Genomic DNA, 15,575 nt, shown 5'->3' with positions numbered 1-15,575 from the left:
ATGCGTTCCTCCGCTGACCGCCATGGATAGCGAAGCGAAGGCGGTTAGTCCGCGATAGTCGACGTCGTCTGCCTATTCGTAGTTGAGAGCGTGAGCGAACGACGGAGAAGATGCAGCAGCGGCTTTATGTCGGCGTAGAGTCACTGAGGGAGTTGTGTAGAGCCGCGAAGAGGTGATTACGCAACGAACGCAGGACGGTCGGGGAGCCGTAGGCATAAACGGTCGCGTTAAGTATTTGCCGCTTGCTTGGGCTTGGATGCCCAAAACAAACTTTCGCAAAAATAGCGACTCCCCGGGAGGCCTTCTGCTCGGAGATGTCGAGTAATAATCCACGCAGTACCAGTTCGTTCTGATCGTTATATTCACTGGTGCTGATCATGCGTGCCCAGATGGTGTGGCCACTCTCATCGTAGAGGCGGAAGTCGATGCTAAAGCGGCCAGTGGCGCTGCTGTTGTCCGTAACTGATTCGATCACACACTGCAGGTCATCGGGGTGGGCATGCTTGTGGAAAAAGTCGGGGTGGTACCAGCGCTCTATCGGTAGTCCGAGAAGGTTCTTCGCCTCGTTGCTGACGTAGGTGAAGCAGCCCGATTCCGGCTCTGCCTCCCAGATAACGGCATTAACACCATTGAGCAGGTTGTTGAGATGTGCGGTTTGACGCAGCAGCTTGGTGTGTTCCAGCTCCAACTCTTTCTGTGTGGCATCGAGGTGGTTGGCGAGCTGGTTAAAGGAGTTGGCAACATCGCCAATCTCATCGCTACGATTGATCTCGATACGATGATCCAGGTCACCGCGTTGTAGTGCTTCGGATCCCTGTTTTAGTTGGCGCAGGCTACGGGTCAGAAAGAGGCCGATGGCTACCGTCACCATGATTGAGAAGAGTAGCGCGGCAGCAGCAATAGCGGTGTTTTGGAAGCGAGTCTGTTTGGTCAGGGCCACGACCAGTTTGGTTGAGTAGCCGATGTGCAGGCTGCCGAGCGGTTGACCCGAAACGACGACCGGGTGGGAGAGGTCGAAAACACCATCTTCGGTGGCTTCAATGAAACTCAGGTCGTGGTGGCTATGTGAAAGGTCGGAGCGTTTCTCTATCTTGGTGCCGATGTGCGCCAGTACCCGGTTGTCGAGACCGTAGACGGTGGCGTAGAGCAGGGTCGGATTTTTCTTCAGTGGTGCGAGCGCATCGATGAGCAGCGCACGGTCGAGTGTGATCAGCCCTGGAGCCAGAGAGTTGGCGAGCAGTTCGGCCTTCTCATTGAGTGACTGTTCCATGAGTTCGGCGTGACTGGTGTTGATCAGTCGTACGCTGTTCCAGACCAGTAGAGAGAGCATCAGCGCCTCGATGATGACTACGCTAAGGATGATGCGGGACGCAAAGCGTAGTTGCATCAATGCAGTCCCTTCTTGAGATTGGGCATGAATGCGCGAGCGGGTTCAAACTCCTCGATCGAGGCCGTACGAAATCCTGGGAAGGCAATCTTCTGTAGGATCTGTTGACCATTCTGTGAGCGTTGCAGTGAGATCATGGTCTCGACGAAGAGCCGATTGGTCCTGTCATCGTTGCTGTTGGCGACGAGCACACCCATTCCAGGAAATTGTCGACTAAATTCAATCACTCTGAGCGGAATGCCACTGTGGTGGACTTTTTTGAGTACGTAGTTGGAGATGATTGCTGCGTCCGCCTCGCCGCCAAGCACCGCCTGATAGGCGGCGTTATGTGTCCTGAAGGGAATATATGTGGGACTCTTGTTGCCGGTTACACCGTTCTGTGTAAATAGCTCCTTTCCTGCCAGTGAGATGAAGCCCTGTGCGGGAGGTGTGGCGACACGTAGTTCAGCCAGATCCTCGATGGTTCGATAGGGCGCAGGGTAGGAGACTACGACCTGTGCAGAGACGGCGTTGATCGGCGTGGCGGCCATGCGGTAGTAACCGCTATCAACTGCGAGCAGAGAGAAGGTGGGTGAGGTAAAGACAAGATCGTAGCGTCGTTGTGCGGTGCGCTTAATGAACTCATCGAAGCTACTGGCAGTTTCGATCAGTACCTGTCGTTTCAAGGTGTGGCTGAGGTGGTTGCGTAGCGCTGTGAATCGTTGCATCAACGCAATGGGGCTCATAAAGGGTGTAATACCAAATATGATCGGTCGTTCAGAGTCGTGTTCGGCACTCTCAGCTGCGTATGTTGATGAGAAGTGCGAAACGCAGAGCAGGGCTAGAAGCAGCGTTAACCACTTCCTTAAGCCTATACGGGTTGGTCCCAAGATAGCCTCCATACCACTGGTTGTTTTTTTTATTGTCAGACAAAGTATAGGGCAGTTTAAACCCAAATGGTCATGTGCTAGAGACACGACTGGATGTAGAGGCGTTGATCGGTGGACGGCCATCACAAAAGGTTGCGATCAACTGCGAGCGAGCAGGGTTTGTGTGTTGCAGGTTGAGACGTACGTTCGTTTCGATCCCCTTCTGCTCACAAAGACGTTCGAAATCGGCAATGGTGCAGAGATGTATGTTGGGTGTGTCGTCCCATCACGCAGGGTGCGGGTGATCCGATATGACCGCCGTCGAGGTCGGTTCGGCCCAGCTGCGAGTTGATGAAAGTGACGAACGCAACGAGCTAGAAGCAGCTTACATTTCAGCAGCCTGTCGGTTGGTCCAAGATAGCCTCCATACCACGGTCTGTTTTTATTGTAGTCAAGTATAGGCAGTTACTCAAATGGTCAACCCCTGCAGGTCGAGATGTAGGGTGGTGAATGGAAGCCGATCTACCCAAGGTTGGGAGTGAGCGAGCAGGGTTTTATTGTGTTTGCGGTTGACCACGCTACGTTCGAGGATTTCGATCCCCTTCTGCTCACAAAGACGTTCGAAATCGGCATTGGTGCAGAGATGTATGTTGGGTGTGTCGTACCACTCGCTGGGCAGGGTGCGGGTGACCGGCATATGACCGCCCAGTCGGATGATACGTTCGCCAGTGGCCGAAGTTGGGGAAGGTGACGATACCCTGACGACCGACACGCAGCATCTCATCGAGCAGCCGCTCAGGGAAGTGCATTGCCTGTAGGGTCTGCGTCATGATCACGTAGTCGAAGGTGTCGGCCTCAAAATCGGCCAGCCCTGCATCGAGATCGGTGTGGATGACATTGACGCCGGCGCGAATACAGGTGGCGATGTTCTTCTCATCGATCTCAAGCCCATAACCGCTCCTGGTGGCGTTGCGCAGATCGCTGAGAAGTGCCGTCTCCAAAGCAGGTCGCAGCACCTTGGCCGTGTGACCCAGTCGTGATTGATCTCAGGTCGGGCGGAAGGGTCGTGATTGCGCTGCCTTTCATGATGCGTCCATGTGGGCGTGAAGATCGGTCCAAAGGGTCTGATCTACGCAGAATGCGTCTGCCATGTTGCCCCGATCACAGCGTAGCTTACCTGTTTGTTGCCATCGAGTAGCGCACGCACGATCTCACGCGAACGCTCTGGTGAGAAGCGCCAGTCGCTGGTGAAGGCGATCACCATAGAATTGTGATGTACCTTGCCAGTGCTGCGTGCCAGATTGCGTGTGCTCGCTGGCGGGTACGTGTCAATGAGTCGAGTCCGTCATCACAGTAGGTGGGCATCAAATCGGTCGACAAAGACGTCCTGATACGCGATGCTCTCACCTCGAAATTGCATCAAAGCCGATGTTTCTGTCCTCGCGAGTTCTCGCCCGAACTTGGCGCGCATCGAGTCGTCAGAGAGGTAGGTGATGTGCCCCAGCATGCGTCCAGCATGCGCCGCGGCGGTACCCGATATCGCTGTAGGTCCCGTCCGAGAGTCGGGATCTGACATGATCGCCTGCTGACCCTATTGAAGCGATGTCCTCTAGTGCCGGAAGTTGGGGCTGCGGCGATGACGATGGCGTGGCTGATACGCTCCGGGTAGTCGATTGCCCACTGCAGTACCTGCATGCCGCCCAGGCTACCACCAATCACTGCGCTCCAGCGCTCAATACCGAGTACATCACCGAGTCGTGCCTGACTATTGACCCAGTCCTCAACGGTGACGATGGGAAAGTCGGGGCCGTAGGGTCTGCCGGTTTCCGGGTTGGTGGTGGTGGGGCCTGTTGAGCCTTTGCAGCCGCCAAGATTATTAGAGCAGACGACAAAGAAACGGTCGGTATCGATCGGTTTTCCCGGTCCAATTGCCGATTCCCACCAGCCCGGTTTGCGATCATCCATCGAGTTGTAACCAGCGGCGTGCTGGTCACCCGAGAGTGCGTGGCAGATCAGGATCGCATTACTGGCAGAGCTGTTGAGCGTGCCGTAGGTTTCATAGACCAGCGAGTATTCGCCCAGCGTCTTACCGCAGGCAAGCTCGAGTGGCTGACTGAAGTGGTGCGTCTGTGGGGTGACCAGACCGATGGAGTCGGCCGGGATCGTGTCTGGCATTGCGTTCTATTACCTTGCTTCGGTGTCGTTTTGATCGACCGCTGATTCTATGTGAGCACTCGCTCTAAACCAAGCGCTACTGCATGCGCTGCTATTCGGGGGGCTGGAAGGTGACGAGCAACTGCGAAAGCTCCTCATACTGCTGGACCAGCTCTTTCAGGTGCGCCTCAAGCTCGCTGATCTTCGCCTCAACCGTCTCACGCGATTCGTTAATCTTACGTAGCGTCTCGAGACGTTTCTCCATCGACGCCTTGTGCTCCTTGATCTGATTGACCAGCGGGTTCATCACCTCTTTGAGCCAGTTGTCGGCTTGCTGGTTCGCCTTGAAGAAGAGGTTGCGGGCGTGGCTAACCAGCGAAATAAAGAACTTCTTCACCACAAAGCTCTGTTCGGTGAGGGTGGTGACCGGGCTGTTGCGGAATACCTCCGCCTCTTCGTAGAGCTTGTCGAGATCGCCCTTGTAGCGGCTCACGGAGAACATCTTCGGGTTGCCGACGGGCAGTCCATGCTCTTCGTTGAACTTCTTGTAGATAGACATGATTAGACGGCGTGTCTGTTCGGCCTGTTCGCCAGCACGCTCCATAGTGTCGTGGGCGCCCTCAAATAGCGTCTTCATGCCTTTTTTCATGCCGACGGTGGTCCAGCTGTCGACCATCTCCTGACGGGTCTCTGCGATCAGGGTGTCGAGGGAGTCGACGCTCAGGGTGTCGAGCAGGGACTTGGCCTGACGAGCCAGGATGCGGCGGCTGGCCTGGAAATTCTCAACATTCTTCAGGTAGTCGGCCTGCTCGTCGCGGGTCTTGCTCATCAGGTGAGCGATGACCTCGGAGTTTTTGCCACTGATGGCGTGCAGCTCTTCGAGCTGCTTGCGAGTGTTATTGATGCGGGTTTCAACGGTCTGACGGCTTTCGTTGACCATGCCACCGATCTCACCCGCAACGCTCTCCTGCACGATGCGCTGTTTGTCGGGTAGTACCGACTCGGCGATGTGATTCTCCAGCGTCAGCAGCTGGCTGCGCTGGAGTAGTTCATGATCGTCGCGGATCTTGCCTAGCAGACCCTTGTGGGCCGAGAGAGGGAAGATAGAGTCGGCATCAATCTTTAGTGTCTCGGCAGTGGTGTCGCACTGTTGCTTGATGCTGGCCTGAATGGCAGGTTCACCCTTGAGTTCATCCCAGAGGGTATCGGTCTTGTTGAGTACGACCAGCAGCCCCTTGGGATGGCTGTTGCGCACGCCAGTGATGTAGAGCTGCCAGACATCGAGATCACTCTTGGTGACGCCGGTGTCGGCAGCGAGGATGAATAGCACCGCTTGCGCCGAGGGCAGCATATTGACGGTCAACTCCGGCTCCGTGCCGAGAGCGTTGAGTCCAGGGGTGTCGAGAATTACCAATCCCTGCTTGAGCAGCGGATGAGGGAAGCTGATCAGGGCGTGGCGCCACATCGGAATTTCGAGGTGATCAGGTGGATTCTTACGTTCCTCCTGGGTGAGCCACTCCTCGTTGTACATACCGAGTTTTTTCGCCTCATCGAGTGTGACGCGCTTGGTGCGAATCACCTGTTTGAGCGCTTCGGCGACCTGCTCGGGATCGTTGGTGTCGAGTGCAGTCGAGACCCACTGCATCTTATCCAGCTTGAATTCGGCAAGGCTGGTCTCCTGCAGGCGTGTCTCGATAGGGAGCAGTTTGATATAGGCGCCCTTCTCATCCTGGTCATAGAAGAGTTCGGTGGGGCACATAGTGGTACGGCCCGCCTCGGAGGGGAGCAGGCGGCGCTGGAAATCGGCAAAGAAGATGGCGTTGATCAGCTCAGTCTTGCCGCGTGAGAACTCGGCAACAAAGGCGATGGTCAGGTGGTCTTTGCGTAGTGACTCGAGTGTGTCGTAGATGCGCAGATCGACATCGGGACCCCCCAGCTCATTGCGGTCGAGCCACTTCTGGTAATCCTTGATCGCCTCGATGAGATCGCTCTTCCAGTGATCGAAGGCCTCTACCTGTTTTCTGAGTTGATCTTCTGCTGTTGCCATGAGATTGAGTCTACTCGTTTCCGTGAAATTATTGTTCTGTCAGTAGCTTAGCACTGAAAAAGCGCTGCCCCGATCTGCGATTATAGTATAAGTGGCTGATTGGCGAATACCGGGATCTGTCTCACAGTGTAGTTAAGGGATAAACGGCGGCATCTGGCGGGGTGAGCGGATGCGAATTCGTTTGTCGCGACCACTCTCTCCGCTGAGTAATTCGATCTCCCCTTTGGCCACCTTGAACAGCTGGGAAAAAAGTTTGATCAGGTGATTGTTTGCCTTGCCATCGACCGGTGGCGCGGTGATTCGGACTTTAAGTGCATCACCATGCTGACCAATCACCTCGTCGCGACTGGCGCGCGGTTGAATGCGCAGTCTGAGAATCAAATCACTCCCCTCACGGGTCAACCAGCTGGGTTGATCGGTCATTAGTGTGGTAGCGGCATGGCGAGCTGTTGTCCTAGCGCCAGGCTGAAACCAAAATCTCTTAGCGGATCGAGTAGCAGAAGTGAGATGAGGTGCAGTGCTGCCAGCACCAGTAGTGGTGAGAGGTCGAGTCCCGAAACGGGTGGAATCATGCGCCGTGCGCGACCCAGCAGTGGTTCGTTGATCTGGTGCAGCAGGATCATCACCGGATTGTATCCACCCTGCTGCAGCCAGCTGGCGATCACCTGGATAATGATCGAGAAGAGGAAGATGTAGTAGGCGAGTCGGAGTAATCCCTCAACGGTGAGCAGTAGCAGGCCAATCACGTTAGCGCTGTAACCCAGGATCAACATGGTCAGCAGCAGCTCAACAAACTGCAGCGTCACCATCAACGTTACGCTGGCCATGTCGATGCCCCACAGGCCGGGAATGATGCGCCTGATGGGGACCAGTATCGGGTTGGTTACCTTGACCAGAAACTGGGAAAAGGGGTTGTAGTAGTCGGCGCGAATTAGCTGCAACAGAAAACGCATCATGACGGCGAGAATCACTACCCCAAACAGGGTGCTGATTAGAAAGGTACCGGCGTTGCTGAGATAGGGCATTACTCGGCTCCGAACTGCTCGGCCAGCTCAGTGGCGCGGTGGCGTGCGGCACTGAGAGCATCCTTAAAGGCCTTCCGAAGCTCTGCCTGTTCAAGGCTCTTCAGGGCCTGTTCGGTGGTGCCTCCGGGTGAGGTAACGCGTTCACGCAGGGTGGCGGCATCGTCGCTGCTCTCCAGGGCCATCTTGGCGGCACCAAAGGCGGTCTGCAGAGTCAGAAGCTGGGCGTTTTTTTGTGACAGGCCTAGCTCGATGCCTGCCGCTTCCATCGCCTCCATCACCAGGAACAGGTAGGCCGGTCCGCTGCCGGAGAGGGCGGTGACCGCATCCATCTGCGCCTCATCCTCAACCCAGAGGGTGAGGCCGACGGCACGCATGATCGATTCGGCCTGATCTCGTTGCCCGCTGCTGACCGCGGCGTTGGCGTGCAGCGCGGTAGCGCCACTCTGCACCAGTGCCGGGGTGTTGGGCATAGTGCGTACCAGTGCGGTGCTGCCACCGAGCCAGCGATCGATATCCCCTTCGCGAACACCGGCGGCGATCGAAATCAGCAGCGGTTTACGTCGCTGCACCGCTTCGCTCAACCCTTCGCAGACGGTTTTGAGCAGTTGCGGTTTAACCGACAGTAGAATCACATCGGCAGCTTCGATTACATCGAGATTGTTGTCGCTACTATGGATCGGATAGTTGGCGCGAATTGTTTCACGCTGGCCCGGATCGGGATCTGCGACCCAAATCTGGTCGGGATCGAAACCGTCGGCAATCAGCCCGCCGATCAGGCTGCGCGCCATGTTGCCGCCGCCGATAAAACCTACAGTTGTGTTCTTCATGGCTCTCCAGATGGGGTGCTATCGATTCGATTTCAAGTAAGCATACCGCGCCTAGGCGTGACGACAAGCTATGTGATTAATTTCGTGCGCCAAAAATGGCGCTGCCGATCCTGACATAAGTTGCACCCTCGGCGATGGCCGCCTCAAGGTCACTCGACATGCCCATTGAGAGAGTGTCGAGCTGATGCCCCTGTTGGTTGAGTCTCTCAAGCGCCAGTCGAAGTTGGCGAAAGGGAAGTCGTTGTCGCTCGAAATCGTCTTCGGGCGCAGGGATGGTCATCAGGCCACGAAGGGAGACTCCAGGCAGTGCAACTACCTCCTTTGCCAGATCCTCGAGCTCGTCAAAGGTGATGCCCGACTTACTCTGCTCGCCACTGGTGTTGACCTGCAGGCAGATGTTGAGAGGTGGTAGTGATTCAGGTCGCTGTTCGCTGAGGCGTCGGGCAATCTTGAGTCGATCCACGGTATGTACCCAGTTAAAGTTGGCAGCAATGGTCGCCGTTTTGTTTGACTGGATAGCGCCGATAAAATGCCAATCGAGGGCGGGGTTGTGTAGCGTTTCGATCTTCTCTACCGCCTCCTGCAGATAGTTTTCACCAAAACTGTGCTGCCCCTCTGCAATGGCGGCACGAATGGCATCGATTGGTTTGGTCTTGCTGACAGCAAGTAACTGCGCCGAGCCGGGTGACCGCTCAAAGCGCCGTTCGGCATCACTGATTTGCTGGCGAATTTTCTGTAGCTGTGCGGCGATTGTCTTCATGTTCGAATATGTGGTTCTGGACTATAGTGAGATGCCGGTTTAGATTACGAACTATAACTAATTATGGCTGCAAGAACTTAGGGGAATTGCATGGATATTGCCGAGCTGCTCGCCTTCAGCGTAAAGAACAATGCGTCTGACTTACATATCTCAGCGGGCCTGCCACCGATGATTCGTGTCGATGGTGATGTACGTCGAATCAACGTACCTGATCTTGATCACAAGACGGTGCACGGTCTGCTCTACGACATCATGAACGATAAGCAGCGTAAGGATTATGAGGAGTTCTTCGAAACTGACTTCTCTTTTGAGATCCCCAACCTGGCCCGTTTCCGTGTCAATGCCTTCAATCACAATCGTGGTGCAGGTGGTGTGTTCCGTACCATCCCATCCGATATCCTCTCGCTTGAAACCCTTGGCTGTCCGCCGGTGTTCAAGGAGATATCCGATACACCGCGCGGTATGGTGCTGGTTACCGGGCCGACCGGTTCGGGCAAGTCGACTACGCTGGCGGCGATGATCGATTACATCAACGATAATCATCCGGCGCATATCCTTACCGTTGAGGATCCGATCGAGTTTGTACATCAATCGAAGAAGTGTCTGATCAACCAACGTGAGGTGCATCGAGATACACTCGGTTTTAACGAGGCGCTGCGTTCAGCACTGCGTGAAGATCCCGATATCATCCTGGTCGGTGAGATGCGAGATCTCGAGACCATCCGACTGGCGTTGACCGCAGCCGAGACCGGTCACCTGGTCTTCGGTACCCTCCATACCAGCTCAGCGGCAAAGACCATTGACCGTGTTATCGACGTATTTCCAGCGGCTGAGAAGTCGATGGTCCGCTCAATGCTCTCAGAGTCGCTGCGAGCAGTCATCTCCCAAACCCTGTTGAAGAAGACAGGTGGTGGCCGTATCGCGGCACACGAGATCATGATGGGTACGCCTGCGATTCGAAACCTGATTCGTGAGGATAAGGTGGCGCAGATGTACTCTGCGATTCAGACCGGACAGTCGATCGGTATGCAGACCCTTGATCAGTGTCTGCAGGAGATGGTTAAAAAGGGCCAGATTAGCCGTATTGATGCGCGCGCCAAGGCATCGAACAAGGATACCTTCTAGGCGGCCTTTACCCACTCATAGTGCGTTGTAAACGCACGATAATAACAGTGATGCGAGCACCCCTTTGAGGGCAGTGCCCGGGAAAAGATTTGGAGAGTCATATGGATATCGGTTCCCTGCTGAAGTTAATGGTACACAAGGGGGCGTCTGACCTTTTTATTACCGCAGGTGTCCCACCAAGCCTCAAGATCATCGGTAAGGTAGCGCCTGTCACCAAGGAGGCGTTTACTCCCGACCAGGCTCGAGAAGTGGTGATGAGCACCATGAACGAGAAGCAGCGAGCGGAGTTCGAGGCCAACAAGGAGTGCAACTTTGCGCTCAGTGTCTCCGGGGTTGGACGCTTTCGCGCCAGTGCCTTTGTTCAGCGTAACAATGTCGGCATGGTACTGCGTCGTATTGAGGTGACGATTCCGACCTTTGAAGAGCTGACACTGCCGCCGGTGTTGAAAAATCTGGCGATGACCAAGCGTGGTCTGATTATCTTTGTTGGTGGCACTGGTACGGGTAAATCGACCTCACTAGCGGCGATGATCGGTTATCGCAACCGCAATAGCACCGGTCATATCATCACCATTGAGGATCCGATTGAGTTTATTCACCATCACGAGGGTTGCATCGTTACCCAGCGCGAGGTGGGCGTTGATACCGACTCTTTTGCGGTGGCACTGAAAAATACCCTGCGTCAGGCGCCCGATGTGATTCTGATCGGCGAGGTACGTACCCGTGAGACGATGGACCACGCGATCGCCTTTGCCGAAACGGGTCATCTCTGTCTGGCCACCCTGCACGCCAACAACGCCAACCAGGCGCTCGATAGAATGATCAACTTCTTCCCTGAGGATCGTCGCGATCAGCTATTGATGGATCTCTCGCTCAACCTCAAGGCGATCGTGGCGCAGCAGCTGATACCACTTAGGGATGGTGAGGGGCGAGGTGTAGCTGTGGAGGTGTTGATCAACACCCCGCTCGCCTCCGACATGATCCGCAAGGGTGAGGTTCATAAGCTCAAGGAACTGATGAAACAGTCAACCCAGCACGGCATGCGCACCTTCGATCAGGCGCTGTTCCAGCTCTTCAAGGAGGGACGTATCGATCAGGAGGATGCAATCACCTATGCTGATTCGGCCAACGAGGTGCGCCTGATGATCAAGCTCGATGCAGATAGTAGTCGTGCAGACCTTGCCAACTCGCTCGATGGTGTTTCGTTACTCGACGAGGACGTTAATTAGCGTCTGTTAGCCGACCGCAGGGAAGACCTGGTTGGCGTCGAATACTGGGCCATCTACGCAGACCCGCTTCATCGCAGTACCACTCTCAGTGGTCACCTCTACCGCGCAGCCGGCACAACCACCTACAGCACACGCCATGAACTCCTCCAGAGAGACCTGACACGGCAATCCGTAGTCACGGGCAACCGCCGCAACCGCCTCCAGCATCGGATGTGGTCCACAGCTGAAGATCTCCACCTGAGTGCGCTCATCACTGCTGAGTGAGTCGAGCCAGCGGCGTGCCAGATCGGTGACATAACCCTGATGGGTGCCGTTATAACCCTGCAGCGAGGCGAGGCGACTGGCCACACCCCACTCTTCTAAGAGAGGCATTGCGGCATTGGTGTCGGCATCGATACCAGCGACCTCAAGCTTTGATTGGCTGGCGTTGAAGGGGAAGGGTACCTCGGAGCCGAGAATCACCAGTGGAGAGGTTTTGGCTCCACTTTGACGCATCGAATCTGCAAGAAACACCATCGGGGGCATTCCCACGCCGCCACCAATCAGCAGTGGACGGGTGCGTTCTGGAGTAGGTTTGAAGGGGGTGCCGATCGGCCCAATCATGCTAATCGTCTCGCCGGGCTGTCGTTGAGTTAGCAGGCGAGTCCCCTCGCCGAGTGCCTTGTAGAGGATATCCACCCAGCCCGCTTCACTGTCGACGAGCATTAGAGAGAGTGGTCGACGCATCGCCAGCATCGGATCGCACTGAAGGTGAACAAAGCTGCCGGGAAGCGCCTTGGCAGCACACTTCGGTGCCTGCAGACGCAGGATGTGTTGATCACCCTCGAGGTGGCTGTGGCTGATGATTTCAGCCTCCTCGACAAAGAGGGTGCCGCGGTGGGGTCGTTCGATCTCTGCTGCTTGTTGCATCTGTCAGTTCTCTGTTCAGTCTGTGATTAACCGCTGTGGCGCTCGAAGACGAGTCGGCCCTCCAGCAGGGTGTAGTTGATCTGACCCACCATCTCACGCCCTAGGTAAGGGGTGTTATGGCCACGGCTTACCAGTCGTTCTTCTGTAAGCTGCCAGCGTGTCTCTGGATTGAAGATGGTGATATCCGCCGGCATGCCAACCTCAAGCCGGCCACGTTCGATACCGAGTGTGGCAGCAGGCCCCGCAGTGAGGCGCTGCACTATCTGTGATAGCTGCATGCCCGTTCTGCTGCCAAGCTCGAGCATTAGTGGCAGTAGCGTCTCGAGTGCCGAGATGCCTGGTTCAGTCGCAGGGAATGGGGCCAGTTTGGCGTCAGCTTCATGTGGCTGATGATCGGAGCAGACTGCCGAGAGGGTGCCGTCGGCAACCGCTTTACGCAGGCTTTCGCGATCGCTGCTGCTACGCAGGGGTGGCAGCAGGTGATAGAGGCTGTTGAACTCACCGATATGCTCATCGATCAGCATCAGCTGGTGAGCCGCTACATCCGCGGTGACCTTGAGACCATCGTGCTGTGCACGTCGAATCATTTCAATGGCTGCGGCAGTAGAGATGCGGCAGAAGTGGGCGCGTACGCCGGTCTGCTGAATCAGGGCCAGATCGCGGGCTACCTCAGTGGTCTCGGCGGCCTCCGGTATGCCGGGCAGTCCCAGTCGGGTTGCCGTGGGGCCCTCGTGGGCACAGCCATTATTGGCGAGCCAGTGGTCCTCGGGATGGAGGAAGACGACCAGGTCGTGGGTGGCGGCGTACTCAAAGGCGCGACGTAAGACCAAGGGGTTGGCGATCGGCTGGCGTGCATTACTGACGGCGTTACAGCCGGAGCGTTTTAGATCAGCCAGTTCGCTCAGCTGTTCACCTTTTAGTCCCTGAGTCAGGGCGCCGATCGGCAGAACACGCGCAAAGCCTGCATTGCGTGCTCGTTTGCGTACCAGCTCGGCGACGGCGGCAGTATCGGTAACCGGGTCGGTATCGGGTGGCTGGCAGAGTGTGGTGATACCCGCCGCTGCGGCTGCGTGGCTCTCTGAATGGATGTCGGCCTTCTGTTCATCGCCGGGTTCACGAAGGCGTGCGCCAAGATCGATCAGACCGGGGCAGACGACCTGCCCTGCGGCATCAATCGTCTGTTCTGCCACAAAGTTATCGGTTATCTCACCAACGGCGGCAATCCTGCCCGCCTCAATGGCAATTGATGTGATCTCATCGATGTTGTTGGCCGGATCGATCAACCGGCCATTGTTTATCAGGATGCGCACTATTCTGCCCCCCGTTCCAGATCTGGCTGTTGCATTGCCATCGACATTACTGCCATACGCACCGCGATACCGTGGCTGACCTGCTGCAGAATTACTGAGCGTGGCCCATCGGCGACAGTCGAGTCGATCTCGACGCCGCGGTTGATTGGGCCGGGGTGCATCACGATCGCATCCTGCTTGGCGGCGCTGAGCCGCTTTTCGGTAAGGCCGAAACACTCGAAGTACTCGTCTTCACTTGGCAGCATTGCACCCTGCATCCGTTCACGCTGAAGGCGCAGCATAATCACTACATCGACATCCTCAAGTCCCTCGCTGAGGTCGTGGTAGGGGGTGGCGCCAAGCTCGGTGATACCACTCGGCAGCAGTGTGTCGGGTGCAACGACGCGCACCTCTTCGGCACCGAGAATGTTGAGTGCATGGATCTGTGAGCGTGCCACCCGTGAGTGGAGAATATCGCCGACAATCGCCACTTTTAATCCAGTGAATTCGCCCTTGTGGCGACGAATGGTGAACATGTCGAGCATCGCCTGGGTAGGGTGGGCGTGGCGCCCATCACCGGCGTTGATGATGCTGACGCCGGGGGCCGCATGGCGGGCGAAGAAATGGGCGGCGCCGCTATCGGCGTGACGTATCACGAACATGTCGGTATGCATCGCCTCGAGGTTGCGCAGGGTGTCGAGCAGCGTCTCCCCCTTGGTGGTCGCAGAGGCGGCTAGATTAATGTTGAGTACATCAGCCGAGAGACGTTTCTCCGCCAGCTCGAAGGTGGTGCGGGTGCGGGTTGAGGGCTCGAAGAAGAGGTTGACGATGGTCTTGCCGCGTAGCAGTGGGACCTTCTTCACCGGCTGTCCGGTTAGTCCGGAGAACGACTCGGCGGTGTCGAGAATCTCGGTCAGCAGTTCGCGCTGCAGCCCCTCGATGGTGAGAAAGTGACAGAGCTTGCCGTTGTCATCAATCTGGATGTTCTCGCGACTCATGAGCTCTCCTGAACGGTTAGCGAGAGGGGGGCAGGGCCACTCAGTTTGATCTGTTCGCTGCTGGCTAGATTCATGTGTACGCCTGAGACATCGGCGGCGATCGGTAGTTCTCGTCCGGGGCGATCGACCAGTACCGCCAGGGTGATCGAGGCGGGACGTCCGTAATCGAATAGTTCGTTCATTGCCGCACGGATGGTGCGGCCGGTGTAGAGAACGTCATCGACCAGGATGATATGGCGCTCTTCAATCGAGAGCGGCAGGCTTGAGGGTTTGACCTGCGGGTGCATGCCGATACGGGTGAAGTCGTCGCGGTAGAAAGAGATGTCGAGGCTGCCGAGTGGACTCTCCAGATTGAGTAGTTGGTGGAGTCGTTCGGCGACCCAGACGCCACCGGTGTGGATGCCGATCATGATCGGGTCGCTAATAGTACACTCGCTGATATGGGTGCGAAGATCGCGCACCATGTTCTCGAGCAGTAGTCCGGTATCGGTATTGGTCACGTTGTTATGCCCTGTTGGCTATCGAGCCAGCTTTGAAGAATGATTTGCGCGGCAAGTTTATCGATGTCGCCCTTGTTAACGCGACCCTTTCGTCCAGCGCGCCGTGCTTCGCGGGTAATGCGTTCGGCCTCCTGCGAGGAGAGCCGTTCGTCCATCATATAGACAGGCAGGTTAAAACGCCCATGTAGCTGGCGAGAAAAGCGTCTTGCCGCCAGGGTGATCTCACTCTCTTCGCCATTAAGGTGGCACGGCTCACCGACTATCAGGGCGGCAGGGCGCCACTCTTCGATCAACGACCCAATCGCCTCCCAGTCGGGTTTGTTATTGCGACTCTCAAGAGTGATGAGTGTGCTGGCTGAGCTGGTTACTCGCTGTCCAGAAGCGATGCCAATCCGCTTCAGGCCAAAGTCGAAGCCAAGCAGCGTGGCGTTAAGCGGTAGGTCAATAGCGGATTGCTGCGTTTTATCTCGGTTCATC

The 15,575-nt window shown here is 56.3% G+C and carries 16 protein-coding genes and 2 pseudogenes; 2 read left to right on the top strand and 16 right to left on the bottom strand.

Translation table 11 applies throughout. The features are described 5' to 3' along the window. Positions 1 to 124 precede the first annotated feature (124 nt). From HUE57_RS00360 to HUE57_RS00315, 11 genes and pseudogenes are all read right to left on the bottom strand, one after another. The gene (locus tag HUE57_RS00360; RefSeq protein ID WP_174672505.1) at positions 125 to 1,387 is read right to left on the bottom strand and encodes a HAMP domain-containing protein; all 1,263 of its coding nucleotides are present in this window, start codon (positions 1,385 to 1,387) and stop codon (positions 125 to 127) included. Continuing rightward, positions 1,387 to 2,268 (bottom strand): phosphate/phosphite/phosphonate ABC transporter substrate-binding protein, encoded by an 882-nt coding sequence (locus HUE57_RS00355; RefSeq protein ID WP_078482390.1) that lies wholly within the window; start codon positions 2,266 to 2,268, stop codon positions 1,387 to 1,389. Before HUE57_RS00355 ends, HUE57_RS00360 begins: the two co-directional genes overlap by 1 nt. 58 nt (positions 2,269 to 2,326) lie before the next feature. Then, positions 2,327 to 2,509: pseudogene (locus HUE57_RS20070) on the bottom strand (methionine biosynthesis protein MetW); the annotation flags it as partial. A 195-nt stretch (positions 2,510 to 2,704) separates the two neighbouring features. Further along, positions 2,705 to 2,932, bottom strand: coding sequence for a methionine biosynthesis protein MetW (locus HUE57_RS19450; protein ID WP_272901999.1), 228 nt, complete (start codon positions 2,930 to 2,932; stop codon positions 2,705 to 2,707). Then, positions 2,844 to 3,236 (bottom strand): methionine biosynthesis protein MetW, encoded by a 393-nt coding sequence (locus tag HUE57_RS00345; RefSeq protein ID WP_272901998.1) that lies wholly within the window; start codon positions 3,234 to 3,236, stop codon positions 2,844 to 2,846. Before HUE57_RS00345 ends, HUE57_RS19450 begins: the two co-directional genes overlap by 89 nt. Before the next feature lie 128 nt (positions 3,237 to 3,364). Continuing rightward, positions 3,365 to 4,410 (bottom strand): annotated as a pseudogene (gene metX / locus HUE57_RS00340) (homoserine O-acetyltransferase MetX). Positions 4,411 to 4,501: 91 nt separating this feature from the next. Next, positions 4,502 to 6,436 carry a dynamin family protein gene (locus HUE57_RS00335; RefSeq protein WP_078482387.1) on the bottom strand — a complete coding sequence of 645 codons (1,935 nt, stop codon included), beginning with the start codon at positions 6,434 to 6,436 and terminating at the stop codon, positions 4,502 to 4,504. Between the two features lie 132 nt (positions 6,437 to 6,568). Then, complete coding sequence (locus HUE57_RS00330; protein WP_078482386.1) at positions 6,569 to 6,859, bottom strand: DUF167 family protein; 291 nt, start codon at positions 6,857 to 6,859, stop codon at positions 6,569 to 6,571. Next, entirely contained in the window at positions 6,859 to 7,461 is a 603-nt protein-coding gene (locus tag HUE57_RS00325; RefSeq protein WP_078482385.1) for a YggT family protein, read from the bottom strand. Before HUE57_RS00325 ends, HUE57_RS00330 begins: the two co-directional genes overlap by 1 nt. After that, a complete protein-coding gene (gene proC, locus HUE57_RS00320) occupies positions 7,461 to 8,288 on the bottom strand; it encodes a pyrroline-5-carboxylate reductase (protein WP_078482384.1) in 828 nt (275 codons plus the stop codon). Before proC ends, HUE57_RS00325 begins: the two co-directional genes overlap by 1 nt. A gap of 76 nt (positions 8,289 to 8,364) precedes the next feature. Next, the gene (locus HUE57_RS00315) at positions 8,365 to 9,048 is read right to left on the bottom strand and encodes a YggS family pyridoxal phosphate-dependent enzyme (RefSeq protein WP_078482383.1); all 684 of its coding nucleotides are present in this window, start codon (positions 9,046 to 9,048) and stop codon (positions 8,365 to 8,367) included. Positions 9,049 to 9,138: 90 nt separating this feature from the next. Here HUE57_RS00315 and HUE57_RS00310 point away from each other — a divergent pair, with 90 nt between their 5' ends. Both HUE57_RS00310 and HUE57_RS00305 read left to right on the top strand, forming a co-directional pair. Continuing rightward, positions 9,139 to 10,173 (top strand): type IV pilus twitching motility protein PilT, encoded by a 1,035-nt coding sequence (locus HUE57_RS00310; RefSeq protein WP_078482382.1) that lies wholly within the window; start codon positions 9,139 to 9,141, stop codon positions 10,171 to 10,173. Positions 10,174 to 10,274: 101 nt separating this feature from the next. Further along, the gene (locus HUE57_RS00305; protein WP_078482381.1) at positions 10,275 to 11,402 is read left to right on the top strand and encodes a PilT/PilU family type 4a pilus ATPase; all 1,128 of its coding nucleotides are present in this window, start codon (positions 10,275 to 10,277) and stop codon (positions 11,400 to 11,402) included. Between the two features lie 6 nt (positions 11,403 to 11,408). On the opposite strand, the gene HUE57_RS00300 is transcribed toward HUE57_RS00305, so the two are convergent. The 5 genes from HUE57_RS00300 to ruvX are packed head-to-tail and all read right to left on the bottom strand — an operon-like array spanning position 11,409 to position 15,574. Then, positions 11,409 to 12,311, bottom strand: a complete 903-nt coding sequence (locus HUE57_RS00300; protein ID WP_172840067.1) for a dihydroorotate dehydrogenase electron transfer subunit — start codon at positions 12,309 to 12,311, stop codon at positions 11,409 to 11,411. A 26-nt stretch (positions 12,312 to 12,337) separates the two neighbouring features. Beyond that, on the bottom strand, positions 12,338 to 13,621 hold the full coding sequence (locus HUE57_RS00295; protein ID WP_078482380.1) for a dihydroorotase: 1,284 nt from the start codon (positions 13,619 to 13,621) through the stop codon (positions 12,338 to 12,340). Next, positions 13,621 to 14,598, bottom strand: a complete 978-nt coding sequence (locus HUE57_RS00290) for an aspartate carbamoyltransferase catalytic subunit (RefSeq protein ID WP_078482379.1) — start codon at positions 14,596 to 14,598, stop codon at positions 13,621 to 13,623. The genes HUE57_RS00295 and HUE57_RS00290 overlap by 1 nt, the downstream gene beginning before the upstream one ends. Beyond that, entirely contained in the window at positions 14,595 to 15,098 is a 504-nt protein-coding gene (gene pyrR, locus HUE57_RS00285; protein ID WP_269087622.1) for a bifunctional pyr operon transcriptional regulator/uracil phosphoribosyltransferase PyrR, read from the bottom strand. The genes HUE57_RS00290 and pyrR overlap by 4 nt, the downstream gene beginning before the upstream one ends. Continuing rightward, positions 15,095 to 15,574, bottom strand: a complete 480-nt coding sequence (ruvX, locus tag HUE57_RS00280) for a Holliday junction resolvase RuvX (protein WP_078482420.1) — start codon at positions 15,572 to 15,574, stop codon at positions 15,095 to 15,097. The genes pyrR and ruvX overlap by 4 nt, the downstream gene beginning before the upstream one ends. Position 15,575: the final 1 nt, after the last annotated feature.

It is taken from the genome of Candidatus Reidiella endopervernicosa (assembly GCF_013343005.1).
GTDB lineage: Bacteria > Pseudomonadota > Gammaproteobacteria.
Note: the sequence above shows the minus strand (reverse complement) of the source record. Positions and strands in the feature narration are given on the sequence as shown.

Excerpts from the sequence above, each read along its gene's own strand:
- HUE57_RS00300 (WP_172840067.1), bottom strand. The coding sequence starts at position 12,311 with ATGCAACAAGCAGCAGAGATCGAACGACCCCACCGCGGCACCCTCTTT.
- proC (WP_078482384.1), bottom strand. The coding sequence starts at position 8,288 with ATGAAGAACACAACTGTAGGTTTTATCGGCGGCGGCAACATGGCGCGC.
- HUE57_RS00330 (WP_078482386.1), bottom strand. The coding sequence starts at position 6,859 with ATGACCGATCAACCCAGCTGGTTGACCCGTGAGGGGAGTGATTTGATT.
- HUE57_RS00305 (WP_078482381.1), top strand. The coding sequence starts at position 10,275 with ATGGATATCGGTTCCCTGCTGAAGTTAATGGTACACAAGGGGGCGTCT.
- HUE57_RS00325 (WP_078482385.1), bottom strand. The coding sequence starts at position 7,461 with ATGCCCTATCTCAGCAACGCCGGTACCTTTCTAATCAGCACCCTGTTT.
- HUE57_RS00355 (WP_078482390.1), bottom strand. The coding sequence starts at position 2,268 with ATGGAGGCTATCTTGGGACCAACCCGTATAGGCTTAAGGAAGTGGTTA.
- HUE57_RS00290 (WP_078482379.1), bottom strand. The coding sequence starts at position 14,598 with ATGAGTCGCGAGAACATCCAGATTGATGACAACGGCAAGCTCTGTCAC.
- ruvX (WP_078482420.1), bottom strand. The coding sequence starts at position 15,574 with ATGAACCGAGATAAAACGCAGCAATCCGCTATTGACCTACCGCTTAAC.
- HUE57_RS00360 (WP_174672505.1), bottom strand. The coding sequence starts at position 1,387 with ATGCAACTACGCTTTGCGTCCCGCATCATCCTTAGCGTAGTCATCATC.
- HUE57_RS00315 (WP_078482383.1), bottom strand. The coding sequence starts at position 9,048 with ATGAAGACAATCGCCGCACAGCTACAGAAAATTCGCCAGCAAATCAGT.
- HUE57_RS00310 (WP_078482382.1), top strand. The coding sequence starts at position 9,139 with ATGGATATTGCCGAGCTGCTCGCCTTCAGCGTAAAGAACAATGCGTCT.
- HUE57_RS00335 (WP_078482387.1), bottom strand. The coding sequence starts at position 6,436 with ATGGCAACAGCAGAAGATCAACTCAGAAAACAGGTAGAGGCCTTCGAT.
- HUE57_RS19450 (WP_272901999.1), bottom strand. The coding sequence starts at position 2,932 with ATGCCGGTCACCCGCACCCTGCCCAGCGAGTGGTACGACACACCCAAC.